Below are 20,757 nucleotides of genomic sequence, written 5' to 3'. Positions count from 1 at the left end.
CTTACACCTTCGACACAAGAGGGCGGCCAAGCAGGCCTTGAGGCCGAAAGACCAGAACAAGAACGAGCAGCGAGAAGCTGAAAACGTCTTTGTAATCCGAGTTGACCAGCCCCGAGAACAGCGACTCGGAGATCCCGAGAATGATCCCTCCCAGCATGGCGCCGGGCAGTGAACCGATGCCGCCGAGTACCGCCGCGGTGAACGCCTTGATCCCGATGACGAAGCCTGCATAGAAGTCGAACGTGCCGTAGTTCATGGTGATCAGCACGCCGGCCAGGGCCGCCATCGCTGCACCGATGATGAACACGTAGGAAATCACCCGATCGGTGTTGATCCCCAGAATCGAAGCCATCTTGCGGTCTTGCTGGGTGGCGCGGCACATGCGGCCGAGCTTGGTGTACTTGATGACGTAGGTCAGCAAGCCCATGCCGACGAACGCGGCAACCAGAATGAAGATCTTGGTGTAGGTGAGTTGAACGAAGCCGCTCCCGACTTCAACTCGCCATGCACCGGTCAGCAGTGTCGGTACACCCTGTTGACGGGCGCCCTGACTGATCTGTGCATAGTTTTGCAGGATCAGCGAAATACCGATGGCGCTGATCAGCGGTGCCAGTCGGGTGGAGTTGCGCAGCGGTTTGTAAGCGACACGCTCGATGACCCAGCCATACACCGCGGTGACGATGATGGTGAAAACCAGGGTGCCGAGCATCAGCAGCGGGAAGGATTCAATACCGAAGTAAGCCAGCAGAGCCAGACTGATCGCCGCGAGGTACGCAGAGATCATATAAACCTCGCCATGGGCGAAGTTGATCATGCCGATGATGCCATAGACCATTGTGTAGCCGATGGCGATCAGGCCATAGACCGACCCGAGGGTCAGGCCGTTGACCAGTTGCTGCAGGAAAATACCATCCATAACGCAATCTCACGCACTTGAGAGACTGCACAGAAGCCGGGTACGACGGACCGGGGTTCAGCCGCCGGCGCAACACGGTTGTGTGCAGCTCTACGAGAAAAGACAGGTACTGCACGGACATGTTTCAGGACTGCCCGGCGCGCAAGGCGCCGGACAGATCAACCGCTCATATCACTTCTGTTTTTCCAGCTGGTGGTATTTGCCGTCCTTGTCCCACTGATAAACCACGTAGTCGGAGACTTTCAGGTCGCCCTTGGAGTCCCAGGTCTTCTCGCCCATCACGGTTTTGACCGGGTTGGCTTTCAGCCATTTGGCAGCGTCTTCGCCCTTGTTGGATTTGGCGCCATTGAACCCTGCGGCCAGGGTCTGGACCGAAGCGTAGGCGTACAGGGTGTAGCCTTCAGGTTCGGTGCCGGCCTTGCGGAAGGCGTCTACCACGGTCTTGCTGTCTGGCAGCAGACGTGGGTCGGCGCCGAAGGTCATCAGTACGCCATCAACGTTCTGTGGGCCACCGGCGGTGGTCACCAGTTCGTCAGTCACGATGCCGTCATCGGACATGAACTTGACGTCTTTGAGGCCCTGTTCACGCAGTTGCCGAACCAGTGGACCGGCTTCCGGGTGCAAGCCGCCGAAGTAGACCACGTCGGCACCGGCCGCACGGATCTTGGTGACGACGGCGCTGAAGTCTTTCTCGCCGCGAGTCAAGCCTTCATACAGCACTGGCGTTACGCCGCGCTTGATCAGTTGAGCCTTGGTGGCATCTGCCAAGCCTTGCCCATAAGTGTCTTTGTCGTGCAGCACGGCGACTTTCTTGCCCTTGAGCACGTCGACGACATAGTCGCCAGCCACGATGCCTTGCTGGTCGTCACGCCCGCACATGCGGAACATGGCACTCAGGCCGCGCTCGGTCACCTTGGGGTTGGTGGAGCCTGGGGTGATCGTGATAATGCCGGCTTCGTCGTAGATCTCGGAGGCAGGGATGGTCGAAGAGGAGCAGAAGTGACCTACCACACCAATGACTTTCTTTTCAGTCAGGTCCTTGGCGACCGTCACAGCCTGTTTCGGTTCGCAGGCGTCATCGCCCTTGACCAGTACGATTTTTTCCCCATTCACGCCGCCCGCTGCGTTCACCGCATCAGCAGCTGCCTGTGCACCCTTCATGTACTGCTCGCCAAATGCCGCGTTGGCGCCTGTCATCGGCCCCGCCACACCGATTTTCACATCAGCCTGTGCAAACGCAGAAACACCCAACGCAGCTGCCACTGCGAGGGCCAGAAAGCCTTTCTTGTAAAACGTCTGGGACATGAGGTGGTGCTCCAAGGTTTTTTTTAGTTGGCACTGCGACTTCACTGAATGCTCAGAGCAAGGGCCGTGCCATCGGTTTTTTATTCTGAAAAAAGTCGCTGCTTTCTTGTTATTTCGACTGTTTCGATCCCATTTTCATTGGGCGTGCAACCGTCTAAACCGCGGGAGGTGAAACCATCTATTTCAAAAGGCGCAACCCGCCTGCGCCATCATTGCAACCGCAGCACCAAACGATGTGCAACCTACCTGTAACAGCCCGCGTCACCGAACTGCACACTGCTGGTGCGCAACTGCTACAACCCGCACCATTACAGGCTAGCCGCTTCGCTGAAAAGCGCTGCTTCCAGCAACATATTTCAACAATCAGATCACGATCCGCAGGCACTGGCCCGCGTGATACAGCGAAAAACCGGCCTCATACAGGCAGCTTCGCAACCCCACACCCGCCAATGGCTGCATGGGGGCGAAGGGAATCGGCAGGGCTTGAGGATTTCCGTTACACAAGTAGTCGGCGAAGGCTTTGCCGACCACTGTGCCGGTGGTCACGCCTCGACCGTTGTAACCGGTGACGGCCACCAGACCCGGCGCCGGCTCGAACAGGCGCATCAAATGATCGGGGGTGAAGGCAATGCAACCGGTCCAGGTGCACTCCCATTCCACCGGTTTCAGGTAGGGGAAGTAATGTTGCTGAACCCGGTCGGCCCAGGCTTTGAGGAACCAGGTCGGTTTCTGGTTTCCATTGCCGAGGCTGCCGAGCAACAACCGCCCTTCGGCATCGCGACGGATACTGCTGAGCACCTGCCGGGTGTCCCAGGAACCCTGACCACCGGGCAGAATTTGCTGCGCGGCGTCTTCGGTCAGCGGCACCGAGGCCACTTGATAGTAATAACCGGGGAAGAAGTTGCGGCGCAGCTCCGTCCAGTCGCCTTCGGTATAAGCATTGGAGGCGATCACCACCTGTTCGGCCAGCACCGAACCCTGGGCGGTCTGCACCGACCAGCGCTGGCCCTGACGTTCGAGTCGGGTCACCGGGGAATGATCGAACAACTGGCCGCCGAGGCCGATGGCCGCGTTGGCCAGCCCCGTGGTGTAGGCCATCGGGTTGATCGTGCCGGCACGCCGGTCGAGCAGCGCGGCGGCGATCTTTTTGGTGCCCGTGGCTTGTTCGCAGGCAGCTCCGGTCAACAACTCCACCGGTGCGCCGCGACGTTTCCATTGCTCTTCGCGACTGCGTAGATCCGCCTCGCCACGCGCGTTGTGCGCCATGTGCAGCGTGCCTTCACGGCGCAACTGGCAATCGATGTTGTATTTGTCGACGAGGCTGAACACCAGCGACGGCGCCGCACCGAGCATGCGGTTGAGCTGACTGCCGACCGCCTGGCCAAAACCGGCTTCGATTTCGTCCGGAGGAATCCACATCCCGGCGTTGACCAGCCCGACGTTGCGCCCCGAGCCGCCATGGCCGGCGCGATGCGCTTCCAGCACACAAACACTTTTGCCTTGCTCCCGCAGATGCACCGCCGCCGACAGCCCGGTGAAACCGGCACCGATGACGCAGACATCCACCGTCACCTCACCCTTGAGCGCCGCATTGTCGGGCCTTTGCGGCGTCAGTTTTTCCCACAGACACTCTTCGCGTAACGGCATTGCCAGACTCCAATCAGAAACCTAACCAACACACCATTTCCCTGATCCGATCGTTCCCACGCTCTGCGTGGGAATGCAGCCCGGGACGCTCCGCGTCCCACAAGCGGACGCAGAGCGTCCATTGAGGCATTCCCACGCAGAGCGTGGGAACGATCAACAGCTTGTAGCTTGCTGCTTAATCGAATGTGATGCCCTGAGCCAACGGCAATTCCAGCGAATAGTTCACGGTGTTGGTCTGACGGCGCATGTACCCGCGCCATGCATCGGAGCCCGACTCACGACCGCCGCCCGTTTCCTTCTCGCCGCCAAACGCGCCGCCGATTTCCGCGCCGCTCGGGCCGATGTTGACGTTGGCGATGCCGCAATCGCTGCCCACCGCCGACATGAACCGCTCGGCTTCACGCACGTCGGTGGTGAAAATGCACGACGACAGGCCTTGCGGCACCGCGTTGTTCAGGCGCAATGCCTCTTCGAAATCGGTGTAACCGATCACGTACAGAATCGGCGCGAAGGTTTCGTCGCGCACCACATCGCTCTGTTCCGGCATTTCGACGATGGCTGGCGAAACGTAATAAGCGTTGGGGAATTTGTCTTCCAGCTGACGCTGGCCGCCAAACACCCGGCCGCCTTCACTCAAGGCTTGCTCCAGCGCGTCCTGCATGTTGTCGAAGCTGTGTTTGTCGATCAGCGGCCCGACCAGGTTGCCTTCCAGTGGATGGCCGATGCGCACCTTGGAGTAAGCGGCTTTCAGGCGGGTGACGATTTCTTCTTTGACCGATTCGTGGGCAATCAGGCGACGCAAGGTGGTGCAACGCTGACCGGCAGTGCCAACGGCGCTGAACAGAATCGCCCGTACGGCCATGTCCAGATCGGCGCTTGGGCCGAGGATCATCGCATTGTTACCGCCCAGTTCCAGAATGCTGCGGGCGAAACGTGCAGCGATTTTCGGCGCCACTTCGCGGCCCATGCGGGTGCTGCCGGTGGCGCTGACCAGCGCGACACGCGGGTCATCGACCAAGGCTTCGCCGGCATCGCGACCACCGATGATCACTTGGCTCAGGTGCGGCGGGGCGTCACTGAAGCTCTTCAGGACGCGGTCGAACAGCGCCTGACAGGCCAGTGCGGTCAGCGGGGTTTTCTCCGACGGTTTCCAAATCACCGGGTTGCCGCACACCAGCGCCAGCGCCGCGTTCCAGGCCCAGACGGCAACCGGGAAGTTGAACGCGCTGATCACGCCGACGATGCCCAACGGGTGCCAGGTTTCGCGCATGTGGTGGCCAGGACGCTCGGAGGCGATGGTCAAACCGTACAGCTGACGGGACAGGCCGACCGCGAAGTCGCAGATGTCGATCATTTCCTGAACTTCACCCAGGCCTTCCTGAGTGATCTTGCCGGCTTCCCAGGACACCAGCTCACCGAGATCGGCCTTGTACTCGCGCAGGATGTCGCCCAATTGACGCACCAGTTCGCCACGGCGCGGCGCCGGCACCTTGCGCCACAACTCGAACGCATGATCTGCGCGACTGATGTGCTGCTCGACTTCAGCGGCGCCTTCCCAGTTCACGGCGGCAATCCGACTACCGTCGATGGGCGAATGCACCGGCACTTTGCCGTTCTGGTACAGGGCCGGGTTCACACCAAGACGATCAAGCAATGCGGCAACCATGGGTCACTCCTCGAGCAGAAACAGAAAACGTGCAGCCGGATTAATTCGACTGATCTGACCTGTAGTTTTAGCGCTCCCGAGGTTCTCCAACAAACGACGATTAAGCGAGATATCATTCCGTTTATTCATGCTGCGAATCTGCCGGTAACACGCGTGCCACGTAGAGAGACAAGAACAAGGAGAACCGATGCTGAATAAACGCTACTTGCCGTCGATCACTGCGCTGCAGTGTTTCGAGGCCGTGACCCGGCATTTGAGCTTCACCCGCGCCGCCGAAGAGCTGAACCTGACCCAGAGCGCCGTGAGCAAACAGGTCGCGCAACTCGAAGAGTTGTTGCAACACCTGCTGTTCCGCCGAGTCCGCCGGCGCCTGCAAATGACCCCCGCTGGCGATTTGTATTTGGTGGAGGTGCGAAAAATCCTCACCCAAGTCGAAATGTCGACCCATTACCTGCGTTCCTACGGCGGTGACACCGAAGTCTTGCGCGTCTCCACGCCTCCGACCTTCGGCGCGCGCTGGCTGGTGCCACGCTTGAAAGGCTGGCGCCTGCGTCATCCGTCCATTCATCTGGACCTGTGCAGCGAACAGGAAGCCGACGATCTGCTGCAAGGCCGAAGCGACCTGGCGTTCTACTTCGGCCAGGGCTCACGGCCCGGCACCGAATGCCTGAAACTGTTTGGCGAAGAGCTTGTTCCTGTGTGTGCACCGGGCAGCCTGCCGGACACGCCATTCACCGATCCGACGCAGCTCACCGACCTGGTCCTGCTGCAGAACGCCTCCCGCCCCCAGGCCTGGCACGACTGGTTCGACAGTCAGGGCTACCACACCGAACACAGCTACCACGGCCCGCGTTTCGAAACGTTCTATATGTGCATCCGCGCCGCCCAGGTCGGCTGTGGTGTGGCGCTGTTGCCGAAGTTTCTGGTGGAAGAGGAATTGGCCGACGGCAAACTGGTCATTCCCTGGCAGCATGCAATGCCCAGCACCGACGCCTATTACCTGGCGTATCCGGAGCATTCGGCGGAAGTGCCCAAGGTGCGGGATTTTGTGAAGTGGATGCTGGAGCAGATGGACAATCCGAATACACCGCAAAGTTGAAATATCACGCAAAACTCTGCGGAGGGGGCTTGTCGGAACGCCCCCCGTTGGCTCGTGTACCTGCACCCCCGCCTTGTCAGGCTCATCAACGCGTCACGCAATAACAAAGAGGCCATCAACGACTTTGGTTTGAGCGAGGCGCCCACGCAAATCATCGTCGATGGCGGGATCATCCTGACTGTACAGCCGCACCCTGCGATACGCATTGACTGGATTGATCTCCTGCCCGAGATACTCCCAAACAACCCTTGAACAGGCGGGAGTACGATGATCAGCTGCGGAAACGCCCATCTTCAAGCCATTGAGTCGAGTAATACAGCTTTTGAAGCTCGGGATAAGAATGGTTTGGCTAATCTCATTGGATGTCAGCGACTCATAATCAATGAGGAACAAGCGATCCTGTAGGTAATAGGCAATCCCCACGTATCGATACCGTTCAAACTCCCCATCCGCACCAGTTATCTGTAAGCGTTCATTTCGTTCGTATACGAAATGCTCCCCCTCCTCATACATATGCACCAGAGAACATAGAATGGAACCGGGTTCTGTCATTGCATGGTAGTACTCGTAGTAATAACCCGTGTGGGCTTTTAGCTGCGACGAAGACTGTTGACGAAGGTGATCAAGCATCCGTTGCGGTACCGTCACCTCGCTGGAGGGACTGATTCGCCTCGCCTTAACGCCGATAAGAATGATGAATTGCTCTGTCGGCAAACCTATTTCGAATTCTTCGACTCCGAAAAAATCACAGATCCGTTTGAGATTAAAAGGTGTGGGAAGGCTATTTCCGCCCAGATATTTATTAAATTGCCCACGATTAATTCGAAGTTTCCTACAGACTTCCGCGACGGATCGGTAGTGACTACACAGCAGCTTTAAGTTAGCTGGAAGAAAATCAGACATACAAACCCATCACAATAGCGCCAGAAGACTCGAACATAGCATCAACTCGCATCATTTTTAACCAACTTGCGAAATTGCGCGCAACGATAGATGACCGGATATTACGGATCCTGAAAGCTTCAGGACGTGCCACACCATCAATCCGCCAGCACTCTAAATAGCAAGGAGCTTTGAATGCTTGATATCATCAACGACTTTCTCTCTGGTAAGGTTTTGATACCTTTAGTTCTTGGACTGGGAAGCTACTTCACAATCCGGTCAAGATTTGTCCAGTTCCGATACTTCATCCATATGATCTCGGTATTACGCGGCAGCTGGCATACCGGCAATCATCACTTAAGTTCATTGCAGGCATTGACGCTCAGCCTTGCCGGTCGCGTCGGAACCGGCAACATCGTTGGTGTCGGCATTGCCGTGAGCATGGGCGGCCCCGGTGCAGTGTTCTGGATGTGGATGACCGCTCTATTGGGGATGTCGAGTAGCTTTTTCGAATGCTCACTAGGCCAGCTCTACAAGCGCTGCGATGCAAACGGTCAATATCGTGGGGGTCCGTCCTGGTACATCCAGCATGGTCTGGGCAAACGTTGGCTCGGAACGATTGCTGCGCTCCTGCTTTTGGTGACCTTCGGATTTGCCATCAATGGCCTTGAGTCTCATGCCGTATCGCATTCTCTCAACAATGCTTTTGGTTTATCGACTACATGGTCCGGACTCACGCTGTCTTTGTTGCTGGGCATTGTGTTCGTGGGCGGTATAAAGCGCATCGCGGCGGTCGCCGACTTATTGGTTCCCCTTAAAGTTATTGCCTATATCGGTGTAACGCTTTACGTGATCGTGTTGCAAATTGACCAAGTCCCCGGAGTGCTGCTCAGCATTGTCAAAAGCGCGTTCGGACTGGATCAGGCTTTTGGCGGGCTGGTGGGCAGTGCGATCATGATGGGGGTAAGGCGCGGAGTGTTCTCCAATGAAGCAGGACTGGGCAGTGCACCTAACGTCGCCTCTGCGGCAAAAATCGCCCATCCGATAGCACAAGGTGTGGTGCAGGCGTTCAGTGTCTTCATCGATACCATCATTATTTGCACGTGTACCGCGTTGATCATTTTGCTTTCCGGTTTTTATGCTCCCGGTTTCGAAGGCGACGGAATTGCATTGGCGCAAAACTCTCTGGCAGAGGTAGTAGGCGATTGGGGTCGGGTGTTCATCAGCGTGGTACTTTCCTTGTTTGTGTTCACGGCAATGCTCTACAACTACTATCTGGGAGAAAACAGTTTACGGTTCATATTCGCGGCGCCTCATAAATCATTAATTGCGTACCGCATATCCGTATTGATGCTGGTCTTTTGGGGTTCGGTTGAAGACCTTTCCACGGTGCTCGCGTTTGCAGACATCACCATGACATTTTTGGCCTTGGTTAACCTTATTGCGATGACACTGCTATTCAACGTCTGTATGCGAATCCTGGGCGACTATGATGAACAACGTCGCACAGGAATAAAAACCCCCGTTTTTGACTCAAGCAAATTCAGCGACCTGGATCTCGATTTGATAGCTTGGCCCGCGATAAAAAATCCTCTCCCGCCGAAGAACCCTGCGGATCGGCCTCCAGCTCAGATCGCATAAACTTCAATTGACGCTGAACCATTGCACTTATGCAATGGTTCAGCAGATAAGCAATGCCCAGGCAACATCATCCCCCAAAAACAATTAATCGCGCCCTCATAACCCAAGCGCGCTCAAGGAGTTCGTCTGTGAATCGCTACCAGCCTCTTAAATCCAACGCATCCAACATTCCAACTTTTTATATTGATTCGTACGCCGCACCCCACCTGTTATTTGAAGATGCCTGTTTCAGAATACGCGCTGCAACGAGCCTTTTAGAGGCACTGACCTCTGTAACCGTTAAAAACACTAATGACACTGACTTTTTTCGCCTGATACTTCCAGCCTACTTATTGCTACAGGACGGTGTCGACGCGCTGGACCAAATAACATTTAAAGGATTGTAAGTCATGGCCAAATCAGCGACTCATGAAATGATAAAAGCAGCAATGATCAAGGCAATTGAAATAGGGCTTATTCCTCGTCACTCCCACCTTGATGGCTATGTAAGAAGTTGGGAAAGCCTGACGCTCGTTATCCAGGCAGCGCTTGAGGTAACAGCAGATAACTGAGAAACCACAGGTGTTTGCATTTGAAGGTGCCAGCCATGTGATTATTCCACCATGAACACAAAAAAAGCTGGCAATCCTCACCGCTGATATGCGCCACTAGCCCCATTCATTGAAACAGCTGCAACGTCGCTGCCGCGGGCTGCGACCAGCCTGGAGACCCCGTTATGAGCGAGAGTGTGTTTGCCGATCGTATCGTGCAGAACCTGCTCGACACCGACTTCTACAAACTGACGATGATGCAGGCGGTGCTGCACAACTACCCTAACGTCGAAGTCGAATGGGAGTTTCGTTGCCGTAACAGCGAGGATCTGCGCCCGTACCTGGCGGAGATCCGTTTCCAGATCGAGCGCCTGGCCGAGTTGAGCCTGAGCGCCGATCAGTTGAGCTTCCTGGAGCGCATCAGCTTCCTGAAACCGGATTTCCTGCGCTTTCTCGGGCTGTTCCGTTTCAATCTGCGCTATATCCACACCGGCATTGAAAACGGCGAGTTGTTCATCCGCCTGCGCGGACCATGGCTACATGTGATTCTGTTCGAAGTGCCGCTGCTGGCCCTGGTCAGCGAAGTGCGCAATCGCTATCGCTACCGGGAAATCGTCCTCGAACAGGCCCGCGAACAACTCTATCGCAAGTTCGACTGGCTGGCCGCCAATGCCAGCGCGGACGAATTGTCCGAGTTGCAGGTAGCCGATTTCGGCACTCGCCGTCGCTTCTCGTTCCGTGTCCAGGAAGAAGTGGTGAACGTGCTCAAGCATGACTTCCCCGGTCGCTTCGTCGGCACCAGCAACGTGCACCTGTCCCGGGAGCTGGACATGAAGCCGCTGGGCACCATGGCCCACGAATGGATCATGGCTCACCAGCAACTTGGTCCACGGCTGATCGACAGCCAGATCGCCGCCCTCGACTGCTGGGTCCGCGAGTATCGTGGCCTGCTGGGGATCGCCCTGACCGACTGCATCACCTCCGACGCGTTTCTCGGCGATTTCGACTTGTTCTTTGCCAAACTCTTCGACGGTTTGCGTCACGATTCCGGTGACCCGGTGCTCTGGGCGGAAAAGGCCATCGCCCACTACCACAAGCTGGGCATCGACCCGATGAGCAAGACCCTGGTGTTTTCCGACAGCCTGACGTTGCCCAAGTCTCTGGAGATTTTTCGGGCGTTGCGCGGTCGGATCAATGTCAGTTTCGGCATCGGCACTAACCTGACCTGCGACATTCCGGGTGTCGAACCGATGAGCATCGTGCTTAAAATGACCGCATGCAACGGCCAACCGGTGGCCAAGATTTCTGATGAGCCTGGCAAGACTCACTGCAAAGACCCGAATTTCGTCGCCTATTTGCGACACGTTTTCCAAGTACCTGCCACCCTTTCCAGTACATCAAGCAAGGAGTGAATTCATGCAAGCCGTACAGCGTGAGATTGCTGAACAGCTCAAGGTCCAACCGCCGTTCGTGGATCAACTCGCCCTTGAGGCTGAAGTCGCCCGGCGAATCACCTTCATTCAGGATTGCCTGGTCAATTCCGGGCTCAAGACCCTGGTGCTCGGTATCAGCGGCGGCGTCGATTCCCTGACCGCCGGCCTGCTGGCCCAACGCGCCGTACGGGAACTGCGTGAGCGTACCGGCGATAACAGCTACAAGTTCATCGCCGTGCGCCTGCCGTACCAGACGCAGTTCGATGAACACGACGCCCAGGCCTCGGTGGACTTCATCGCCCCGGACGAACGCCACACGGTGAACATTGGCCCGGCGGTCAAATCCCTGGCCAGTGAAGTGGCAGCCTTCGAAGGCAAGGAGGCCGTCTCGGTGGACTTCGTGTTGGGCAACACCAAGGCGCGGATGCGCATGGTCGCGCAATACACCATCGCTGGCGCAGCTCATGGCCTGGTGATCGGCACCGACCACGCGGCAGAAGCCGTGATGGGTTTCTTCACCAAGTTCGGTGACGGCGCCTGCGATCTCGCACCGCTGAGCGGCCTAGTGAAAAATCAGGTCCGGGCGATTGCCCGCAGCTTCGGCGCACCGGAGTCGCTGGTGGAAAAAATCCCGACCGCCGACCTCGAAGACCTGTCGCCGGGCAAACCGGACGAAGCGTCCCACGGCGTGACCTACGCCGAGATCGATGCGTTCCTGCATGGTGAGTCGGTGAGGGAGGAAGCGTTCAAGATTATTTGCGATACGTATAAAAAGACGCATCACAAACGCGTGATGCCGTTCGCACCTTGATTCTGCCCCTGTAGGAACAAGGATTCGGGTTGGCCCAAGAATGAGCACAAAAAAAAAGCGTCCCAGGTGGACGCTTTTTTTTGTGCGCTTGAATCGATTACTTCAGCGTAACCGTGCCTTTCATCATCGAGATGTGGCCAGGGAACGAGCAGAAGAAGCCGTATTTCTCGGCTGCATTGAGCTTCGACACATCGAACGTCACAGAGTCCTTTTCGCCAGCGCCAATGACTTTGGTGTGAGCAATGACGCGGGTATCACCTTCTTTCAGGTAATTCTTGTCGATACCAGCCGGCAGGCCGTCGGTGGCGATCGGCTGCATGTCAGCCTCTTTGCTGATCACCAGGTTATGGCCCATGACGTTTTTCGGCAGGCTGCCGGAGTGGGTCAGTTCAACGGTGAAGGTCTTGCAGCTTTTGTCGATTTCAATGGCCTTGGTGTTGAAGGACATCTGATCGGTGGAGTCGATGGTCGTTTTGCACTCGGCAGCCATCAATTGGCTGCTGGCCAGTGTCAGCAGGGATACCGCAACAAGTTTGGCAAACATGGTGAATCTCCAAGGCAGGGTTAACAAAAGTGCGAATGGACAGAAGACTGCCTGAAATCTTCGCAAGTTCCTATGACCTGAATCAAAAATTGTATACAACTTTCGGGCTATGACACTCATCGAAACAATCTACCAGCCAGACGTCTGGGACGGCCCTATCATCAGGGCCATCATTACTCACCTGGAGTGTCTGTCATGTCTTTCAGCAGCTTGTTGAGCAGTTTGCTTGCCGCCTATGCCTGTGGCGCCAGTGGCACTTACGAAACACCTGAACGCGCGGTTTAACCCTTGGAACGATGCAAGCCTGCCTTTACTCTGTGGTCCTGATTGACCATGGAGTAAGGCATGTCTTTAGCATCCGTTTGTGTATTTTGCGGTGCCAGCACCGGCACCAATCCGGCTTATCGTGAAGCGGCTGTCGCCTTGGGGCGAGCACTGGCCGAGCGCAAGCTGACCCTGGTCTATGGCGGCGGCGCTGTCGGGCTGATGGGGATTGTGGCCGACGCCGCACTGGCGGCCGGCGGCGAAGTGATCGGGATCATTCCGCAGAGCCTCAAGGACAAGGAAATCGGCCACAGCGGCCTGACCCGCCTGGAAGTGGTCGACGGCATGCATGCGCGCAAGGCGCGAATGGCCGAGCTCAGCGATGCGTTCATCGCTCTGCCCGGCGGTCTGGGCACGCTGGAAGAGTTGTTCGAAGTCTGGACCTGGGGTCAACTCGGCTATCACGGCAAACCGCTGGGTTTGCTGGAAGTGAATGGTTTCTACAGCAAGTTGACGTCTTTTCTCGATCATATCGTCGGCGAAGGCTTCGTTCGCGGGCAGCACCGTGACATGCTGCAAATGAGCGAATCACCGCAAACCCTGCTCGATGCACTGGACGCCTGGCAACCCTCGGTACCGCCAAAATGGACCGAGCAAAAACCCAGCTAACGGCTCGGTGCCGATACAGGGCAGAATATGCGCCGCTCAACCTCACCTTCGACCCCAGAGGATCGCCCATGGCTAAACCTAATTATTCCTTCGCCAAACGTCAGAGAGACTTGGCCAAGGAGCAGAAGAAAGAGGAAAAGCTTCAGCGCAAGAAAGCTACAGCCGAAGAAGCAGCACTGAACCCGGATGCAGAAGGTGAAGTGGCGGCAGAAGATGATGTTGAAGCACCGAAAGATCAGGCGCCCGACGCCTGAGACCCTCCGGGCCCGATGATCTGATCAGGCCCACCGGATCTGTGTCCAGGGTCAGCAACGATGTTGCTGACCCTCACAGGCGCTACTCCAATGGCATCACGGTAACCCGAACCTCGGGATCATGGCTGCCACCGCCCAGAATCACCCCGCGCAACGGCGACACATCGGAAAAGTCCCGGCCCCAGGCCAGGGTGATGTGCTCCAGCGCCGGTTGCACATTGTTGGTCGGGTCAAAATCCACCCACCCCAGCACCGGGCAAAATACCGACACCCACGCATGCGACGCATCGGCGCCGATCAGCCGTGGCTGGCCCGGCGGGGGCTGTGTCAGCAGATAGCCGCTGATGTACCGCGCCGCCAACCCACGGGAGCGCAGGCAAGCAAGCATCAAATGCGCAAAGTCCTGACAAACCCCACGACGCCTCTCCAGCACTTCCACCAGCGGCGTCGCCACTTGGGTCGCCTCGGCGTCGAAGGTGAACTCGCTGAAGATCTTCTCCATCAACGCTTGAACACCCAGCAGCAATGGCCGGCCAGCAGGAAAGCAACTTTCGGAGAACTCGACGAAACTGCGCTTCAAATGCACGTAGGGCGATTCGAACCGGTAACGGCAGGCTTCCAGCAACGCAGGCGAGAGTGGCTGACTGCTGTAGGTCAGCGCGTTGCAGGTCGCTTCCCAGGCCGGCGATTGATTGAAGTCCAGCGACGGCCGTTCCAGCACTTCGACGGTGAGCCGAGCGTTAACCAGCAATTCATCGTGGGGGCGCTCGAACGCCAACCGGGTCAGCGGATTGCCGAACACATCCAGCTCATCCCGGCGTGAAGTCGGCTCGGGACTGATCTGCAACTGCTGTTCGGTACAGCGCTGCCAGGTACAGGCGCGCGGCCACAGATGCGCCAGTTGCTGGGCCAGGGACACCGGGCTGTCGTAGTGATAATGGGTGTCGTGGAAAATCTGGTAATGGGCGCTCATCAGACGGACACCGTGCGCTGGCTGACATCATCGACATGGGCGAAATGGCGCAAGGCCAGGCGATCCGACACCTGTCCGCTGGCATCGGCGATTTCTTGCAGCAGATCCGCCAGCCCCTCTACGGCGGCGTGAACACTGGCCTCACCGAACAGTGAGTTCTCCAGGCAGCCCAGATCGAAGTGCGCCAGCCGCTCCACCAACTGCAGCAGACCTGTTTCGCGCGGCGCGCCGAATTCGTCGTTCAAGCGCTTCAACGTACGGGTCACCAGTTTCAACTGGAACAGCACCGCGTGCGGGTTTTGTTCATCGAGCAGCAACAGGTCGAGCACCGGGATCAATTGCGCCACCGCCAGGTACCGCGAGCGGTAGGTGATGCTGCTGTTACCCAGCTCCAGCAGCCATTCCAGCCCGGCCTGATCGAAAGCCCCGGCGCCGCGCAAAAACGCCGCCAGACTGCCGCTCAGAAATTGCAGCCGTTCGATCCGCCGACCGATCATCAGGAAACGCCAGCCTTCATCCCGGGTCATGTCGTCGAGGGCAAAACCGGACAGCGCCGCCAGCGACATCACCAACCGGTTGAGGAAGTCCAGCAACTCGCCGAAATCCGGCTCTTCGGTTTCCAGCCCCATGGCTTCGCGCTGTAACTCCACCAACGCTTGCCAGTTCTCTCGCGAGAGCTTGCCGCGCACTTGCGACGCCGCCCACTGCAAACGCTGCAGATTGGAGCGCAGGCTGAACGGCCAATCAGCGCCGAGCAGCGCCGCCAGCAATCGCTCCGGCAACTCACCCTCCTCCGGCAACAGATTCAGCCGTTCACCGAGATCGACTGCCGCTTCCAGGGCTTGCGGGTCATCGCCATCGACATAGCGCGCCAGCATGACCCGCAGCAGCCGCGCGCTGTCATCGCAGCGCTCGCAGTAACGACCGAACCAGAACAGGTTCTCGACCACCCGCGATGGCAGATACGGATCACGGCGCACCAGATCGTGAACGCCAATGTTGCGCTGGGCTTTCCATTGTTCGCCGCTGGGCGGGCGATCGCCCAACACCCAAGTGTCCTTGCTCGCGCCGCCGCGTTGCATCGACACCGCTTCGGCATCGGCCTCGGCGGCAACCCGGGTCAAGCCACCGGACAGCACTCGATACCCCTCCCGACTGGCCACCGCATACACGCGCATGCCGATGGCTCGCGGTTGCAACTGTCCACCTTCGGCCTGCCAGATCGGCGCTTGGGACAGTTGCGCCAATTCTTGCGCAACATAGGCATAAGGCCGTGCCTGCATGCGCTCGGCCAGAGCCTGGCGCTGTTTTTCACTCAAATCACGCCCAAACACCGGCGCAAAGCTCTGCGACGGAAACGCCGGTTTGATCAACAGTTCCGGCAGTTTTTCCAGGGCTTGGGCCAGTACCGGCGCTTCGCCGCACCACCAGGTCGCGATGGACGGCAGGATCAGCTCTTCACCGAACAGGAATTGATTGATTTTCGGCAGGAAGCCCAGCAAACCCGGCGACTCCAGCACGCCGCTGCCGAGGGCGTTGGCCACCAGCACCCGGCCCTGACGCACCGCTTCGAGCAGCCCCGGCACGCCAAGGGCCGAGTCCGTGCGTAGCTCCAGCGGGTCGCAGAAATCATCGTCGAGCCGACGCATGATCGCGTGAACCCGACGCAGGCCGCTCAAGGTCTTCAGGTACACCGTGGCATCGCGGACGGTCAGATCGCCGCCTTCCACCAGCGGATAACCGAGCTGACGAGCCAGATACAAGTGTTCGAAATAGCTTTCGTTGAAACGCCCCGGTGTCAGCAGGACCACCAGTGGCGCTTCATCGTCGCTCGGCGCCTGCCGGGCGAGTGTTTCCTGAAGTGTGCGGAAGAACCCGGACAGATGCCGCACCTTCAAGTCGCGGTACAACTCGGGGAAGGCTCGGGACACGATGGTGCGGTTTTCCAGAGCGTAACCGGCACCGGATGGCGCTTGGGTCCGGTCCGCGGTGACCCACCAGCGACCGTCAGGCGTGCGCGCCAGATCCACGGCATACAGATGCAGAAAGGCCCCTTCAGGTGGTGCAATGCCCTGACAAGGCCAGAGGAAGTTGTTGTGACCGAACACCAGTTCAGCCGGCAGCAGGCCTTCGGCGATCAAGCGTTGAGGCCCGTACAGGTCCGCCAGCACAGCATTGAGCAAACGCGCCCGTTGAGCGATCCCGGCCGATAACTGCTGCCACTCATCGGCTGCAATCACATGGGGCAACAAATCCAGCTCCCACGGCCGATCGGCGCCCTTGGGGTCGGCGTAGACGTTGTAGGTCACGCCGTTTTCCTGGATCTGCCGGGTCAACAGCGCCTGACGCTGCGCCAGTTGCGTTGGCGTGCTGCGTTGCAATTGATCGAACAGCCGGCGCCAGTGCGGGCGCACGGCACCGCTGTTGTCGAGCAGTTCGTGATAGGTGCCCGCGGTCAACGGGTAGCGGTCAAGCAGGTCAGGCATGGAAAGCTCGGCAGACAGCAAAGAACGGTCAGACTAACGCAGGCTCATGACGCCCGGATAGACGAAAAATCCGAGCGTCGCGTACGGTTTAAAAACGTCGCAAATCGAGTGTCATCGGTAGCTCGTCGTTAATGTCCAGATTCGGTATCGGAAGTTTCCCTGGCGTGTGTCCGATGCGGAAGAAACGCGCCATCCGCCGGCTCTCGGCCTCATTGGCGTTCACCGGCAGGCTGTCGTAGTTGCGCCCGCCCGGATGGGCGACGTGGTACTGACAGCCGCCCAGCGAACGCCCCATCCAGGTGTCGAGCAGGTCGAACACCAGCGGCGCGTGGACCGGGATGGTCGGTTGCAGGCAGTTGTACGGTTGCCAGGCACGGAAACGTACACCGGCGACGAACTCGCCGACCCGACCGGTAGGTTGTAACGGCACCGGAATACCGTTGCAGGTCAGCAGATACCGTTGCGGCGGTAGCCCCGTCAGCTTGACCTGCAAACGTTCCAGGGACGAATCCACATAACGCACTGTACCGCCCGCGCTGCCCTCCTCGCCCAGCACATGCCAAGGCTCCAGCGCCTGACGCAATTCCAGTTCGATGCCGCTGACGGCGTAGTCGCCGACCTTGGGAAAACGGAATTCCAGATGCGCCGCAAACCATTCGGCTCGCACCGGATAACCGGCGGCATTCAGATCGACGATGACATCAGCGAAATCCTGCTCGATAAAGTGCGGCAACAGGAATCGGTCGTGCAGTTCGGTGCCCCAACGCGCGAGTTTCGGCGGTGCATAAGGCTCGCGCCAGAACCGCGCCACCAACGCCCGCAACAACAACTGCTGAGCCAGGCTCATGCGCGCATGGGGCGGCATTTCAAAGGCTCGCAGTTCCAGCAGGCCGAGGCGTCCGGTGGCACCGTCCGGCGAATAGAGCTTGTCGATGCAAAATTCGGCGCGGTGAGTGTTGCCGGTCACGTCGATCAGCAAATTGCGCAACAAGCGATCCACCAGCCATGGCGGGCATTCTTCGCCTGGCTTCGGCATCTGGGCGAAGGCGATTTCCAGTTCATACAGCGAATCGTTGCGCGCTTCGTCAACCCGCGGTGCCTGGGATGTCGGGCCGATGAACAGCCCGGAAAACAGGTAGGACAAGGACGGATGGTTATGCCAGTAGCTGATCAGGCTGCGCAGAAGGTCGGGACGGCGCAGAAACGGTGAGTCCGCCGGGGTCGCGCCACCCAGGACGAAATGGTTACCGCCGCCAGTGCCGGTGTGCCGGCCGTCGATCATGAATTTCTCGGTGGTCAGCCGGGTCTGGCGCGCCTCTTCGTAAAGAAACTCGGTGCGTTCCACCAACTCGTCCCAGGTGGCGGACGGCTGGACGTTGACCTCGATCACGCCCGGATCCGGGGTAATGCGGAAGTTGCTCAGGCGCGGATCGCTCGGCGGTTCATAGCCTTCCAGCAGTACCGGGCAATGCAGCTCCTCGGCAGTGGCTTCGATGGCGGCCACCAGCTCCAGATAGTCCTCGACCCGCTCCAGTGGTGGCATGAACAGGTACAACCGACCTTCGCGCGCTTCGGCGCAGAACGCGGTGCGGGTCAGCCAGTCGGCGGACTGGTCGATCTCGGGCACACGTTCGTCGGCCGTTTTCGGTTGAGCGTGATTCTGTAGCTGGTCGGTGTCCGGCAGCGCCGGGAAATCCTGATTCGGGTCCGTGGGGTGAATGAACGGGTACTCCGCGGCTTTCACCCAAGGCTGCGAACCGAGCGGCAAGCGATAACCCAGTGGCGAATCCCCCGGTACCAACCGGCAGTGTTCCTCGCGCAGGTACCAGCGACCGCTCTGCCATTGATCGCCCTTGGCGGTGCGCGCCAGTGGCAGGACCTGACCGATGACCTTGTCCAGGCCTTGGCTGAAGACTTTACGCAGGCGCGCACGCTCCAAGGGTTCTTCCAGACGTGAGTCTTCAGCGCTGACGTTCTGCGGCAAAGCACCTTCGCGCCAGAGGTAATAGAAATTGTCTTCGTAGGCCGGGAACACGAAGCGTGTCGGAATTTTCAAGCGTTCGGCGACGCTCGCCAGAAAACGCCCGGCCAGTTCACCATCGGCGCCGTAATCTTCCTGCTCATCGGCGATCAGCACGCTGTTGTGCCAGATCGGCACGCCATCGCGGCGCCAGTAGCAGTTCAGCGACCAGCGCGGCAGTTGCTCGCCGGGGTACCACTTGCCCTGACCGAAATGCACCAGGCCCTTGGGCGCGTAATGCTTGCGCATGCGCTGGAACAGTTCGGCTGACAGCCGACGCTTGTCTGGCCCGAGCGCGGCGGTGTTCCACTCAGCGCCGTCCGGGTCATCGATGGAAACAAACGTCGGCTCGCCGCCCATGGTCAGGCGCACGTCACCTTCGAGCAAATCGGCATCGATCTGCCGGCCCAATGCCTGAATCGCCAGCCATTGGTCTTCGGTGTAGGGTTTGGTAACCCTTGGCGCTTCCCAAATCCGCTCGACCGACATTTCGTGGGTGAATTCGCACTCGCACGGTTCCACCAAACCACTGATCGGTGCCGCAGAGGATGGGTCGGGACTGCACGCCAACGGAATGTGTCCTTCACCGGCAAACAGCCCTGAGGTCGCGTCCAGGCCGATCCAGCCGGCACCGGGCAAATAGACCTCGCACCAGGCATGCAGGTCAGTGAAGTCCACTTCAGTACCCGAGGGACCGTCGAGGCTTTTGACGTCAGCGGTCAGCTGGATCAGGTAACCGGAAACGAATCGCGCCGCCAGACCGAGGTTACGCAGCAATTGCACCAATAACCACGCCGAGTCGCGGCAGGAACCGGAGGCCTGTTCGAGGGTGTATTCCGGGGTCTGTACGCCCGGTTCCATGCGAATCAGATAGCCGATGTCTTCGCTCAGGCGCTGGTTGATCGCGACGAGGAAATCCACGCTGGGCAGCGGCGTGCGGTCGATGCCGTCCAGATACGCCTTGAATGTCGGCGTCAGGGGCAAGGTTTCCAGGTACGGCGCCAGCTCTTTGCGCTCATCCGCGGCATAGGCGAAAGGGATCTTCTCGGCGTAGGGCTCGAGGAAGAAGTCGAACGGATTGAACACCGCCATCTCGGCCAGCAGGTCGACTTCGATCCGCAACTCATCGGTTTTCTCCGGGAACACCAACCGCGCCAGGTAATTGCCCTGAGGGTCTTGCTGCCAGTTGATGAAATGCTGCTCGGGCGAGACTTTCAGCGCATAGGACAGTATCCGCGTGCGGCTGTGGGCAGCCGGGCGCAGGCGAACGATCTGCGGACCGAGCTCGACGGCGCGGTCGTAGCGGTAATGCGTGACGTGATGCAATGCGACATGAATCGACACGGCGTGCCTCCTGCGAGCCTTAAACTTATAGGAAAGCGCGCAAGACTTATGCCAGCCAGCGGAGTTGGCGCTTTCACGGATTGCTTGAGGCAGTACAGCACCAAAATCGGGCGATGCGGGAAATTGGTTTGTGGGGATTGCACAGAAATGTTGCGGAGGGAGGGTTGGCGCTTGATCGTTCCCACGCTCTGCGTGGGAATGCAGCCCGTGACGCTCCGCGTCACTGGACGCGGAGCGTCCCTTGAGGCATTCCCACGCGGAGCGTGGGAACGA

17 protein-coding genes are annotated in these 20,757 nt (G+C 58.7%); 8 read left to right on the top strand and 9 right to left on the bottom strand.

Annotation, left to right across the window (positions count from 1 at the left end):
• Position 1 precedes the first annotated feature (1 nt).
• From PMI21_RS12540 to amaB, 4 genes are all read right to left on the bottom strand, one after another.
• Positions 2-916: an ABC transporter permease subunit gene (locus tag PMI21_RS12540; RefSeq protein ID WP_007939055.1), complete on the bottom strand. Its 915-nt coding sequence runs from the start codon at positions 914-916 to the stop codon at positions 2-4.
• 171 nt (positions 917-1,087) lie between these two features.
• Positions 1,088-2,221 (bottom strand): branched-chain amino acid ABC transporter substrate-binding protein, encoded by a 1,134-nt coding sequence (locus tag PMI21_RS12545; RefSeq protein WP_007939053.1) that lies wholly within the window; start codon positions 2,219-2,221, stop codon positions 1,088-1,090.
• Between the two features lie 363 nt (positions 2,222-2,584).
• A complete protein-coding gene (amaA, locus tag PMI21_RS12550) occupies positions 2,585-3,868 on the bottom strand; it encodes an L-pipecolate oxidase (protein WP_007939050.1) in 1,284 nt (427 codons plus the stop codon).
• A 175-nt stretch (positions 3,869-4,043) separates the two neighbouring features.
• Complete coding sequence (gene amaB, locus PMI21_RS12555) at positions 4,044-5,534, bottom strand: L-piperidine-6-carboxylate dehydrogenase (protein ID WP_007939048.1); 1,491 nt, start codon at positions 5,532-5,534, stop codon at positions 4,044-4,046.
• 187 nt (positions 5,535-5,721) lie between these two features.
• On the opposite strand from amaB, the gene PMI21_RS12560 reads away from it, so the two are divergent.
• Positions 5,722-6,633, top strand: a complete 912-nt coding sequence (locus tag PMI21_RS12560; protein ID WP_007939046.1) for a LysR family transcriptional regulator — start codon at positions 5,722-5,724, stop codon at positions 6,631-6,633.
• A 93-nt stretch (positions 6,634-6,726) separates the two neighbouring features.
• On the opposite strand, the gene PMI21_RS0128165 is transcribed toward PMI21_RS12560, so the two are convergent.
• Positions 6,727-7,536, bottom strand: coding sequence for a helix-turn-helix domain-containing protein (locus PMI21_RS0128165; protein ID WP_033064037.1), 810 nt, complete (start codon positions 7,534-7,536; stop codon positions 6,727-6,729).
• 174 nt (positions 7,537-7,710) lie between these two features.
• Here PMI21_RS0128165 and PMI21_RS12565 point away from each other — a divergent pair, with 174 nt between their 5' ends.
• The 5 genes from PMI21_RS12565 (at position 7,711) to nadE (ending at position 11,930) form a co-directional block, all read left to right on the top strand.
• Complete coding sequence (locus tag PMI21_RS12565; RefSeq protein WP_007939042.1) at positions 7,711-9,156, top strand: alanine/glycine:cation symporter family protein; 1,446 nt, start codon at positions 7,711-7,713, stop codon at positions 9,154-9,156.
• A gap of 128 nt (positions 9,157-9,284) precedes the next feature.
• On the top strand, positions 9,285-9,542 hold the full coding sequence (locus tag PMI21_RS12570; protein WP_007939041.1) for a hypothetical protein: 258 nt from the start codon (positions 9,285-9,287) through the stop codon (positions 9,540-9,542).
• A gap of 3 nt (positions 9,543-9,545) precedes the next feature.
• Positions 9,546-9,707: a hypothetical protein gene (locus PMI21_RS29525; RefSeq protein WP_007939038.1), complete on the top strand. Its 162-nt coding sequence runs from the start codon at positions 9,546-9,548 to the stop codon at positions 9,705-9,707.
• Between the two features lie 164 nt (positions 9,708-9,871).
• The gene (gene pncB / locus PMI21_RS12575; protein ID WP_007939037.1) at positions 9,872-11,098 is read left to right on the top strand and encodes a nicotinate phosphoribosyltransferase; all 1,227 of its coding nucleotides are present in this window, start codon (positions 9,872-9,874) and stop codon (positions 11,096-11,098) included.
• Between the two features lie 4 nt (positions 11,099-11,102).
• Complete coding sequence (gene nadE, locus PMI21_RS12580) at positions 11,103-11,930, top strand: ammonia-dependent NAD(+) synthetase (protein WP_007939034.1); 828 nt, start codon at positions 11,103-11,105, stop codon at positions 11,928-11,930.
• 97 nt (positions 11,931-12,027) lie between these two features.
• Here nadE and azu read toward each other — a convergent pair whose 3' ends face one another.
• Positions 12,028-12,474: an azurin gene (azu, locus tag PMI21_RS12585; RefSeq protein WP_007939032.1), complete on the bottom strand. Its 447-nt coding sequence runs from the start codon at positions 12,472-12,474 to the stop codon at positions 12,028-12,030.
• A gap of 345 nt (positions 12,475-12,819) precedes the next feature.
• Here azu and PMI21_RS12590 point away from each other — a divergent pair, with 345 nt between their 5' ends.
• Positions 12,820-13,407 (top strand): TIGR00730 family Rossman fold protein, encoded by a 588-nt coding sequence (locus PMI21_RS12590; RefSeq protein ID WP_007939027.1) that lies wholly within the window; start codon positions 12,820-12,822, stop codon positions 13,405-13,407.
• A 68-nt stretch (positions 13,408-13,475) separates the two neighbouring features.
• Complete coding sequence (locus PMI21_RS12595; RefSeq protein ID WP_007939020.1) at positions 13,476-13,661, top strand: hypothetical protein; 186 nt, start codon at positions 13,476-13,478, stop codon at positions 13,659-13,661.
• 82 nt (positions 13,662-13,743) lie between these two features.
• Here PMI21_RS12595 and PMI21_RS12600 read toward each other — a convergent pair whose 3' ends face one another.
• From PMI21_RS12600 to PMI21_RS12610, 3 genes are all read right to left on the bottom strand, one after another.
• The gene (locus PMI21_RS12600; protein ID WP_007939018.1) at positions 13,744-14,634 is read right to left on the bottom strand and encodes a transglutaminase family protein; all 891 of its coding nucleotides are present in this window, start codon (positions 14,632-14,634) and stop codon (positions 13,744-13,746) included.
• The gene (locus PMI21_RS12605) at positions 14,634-17,120 is read right to left on the bottom strand and encodes a circularly permuted type 2 ATP-grasp protein (RefSeq protein ID WP_007939011.1); all 2,487 of its coding nucleotides are present in this window, start codon (positions 17,118-17,120) and stop codon (positions 14,634-14,636) included. Before PMI21_RS12605 ends, PMI21_RS12600 begins: the two co-directional genes overlap by 1 nt.
• An 88-nt stretch (positions 17,121-17,208) precedes the next feature.
• A complete protein-coding gene (locus PMI21_RS12610) occupies positions 17,209-20,484 on the bottom strand; it encodes a transglutaminase family protein (protein ID WP_007939009.1) in 3,276 nt (1,091 codons plus the stop codon).
• Positions 20,485-20,757: the final 273 nt, after the last annotated feature.

Source organism: Pseudomonas sp. GM18, assembly GCF_000282195.1.
Classification (GTDB): domain Bacteria; phylum Pseudomonadota; class Gammaproteobacteria; order Pseudomonadales; family Pseudomonadaceae; genus Aquipseudomonas.
This window is presented reverse-complemented; position numbering and strand designations above follow the sequence as displayed.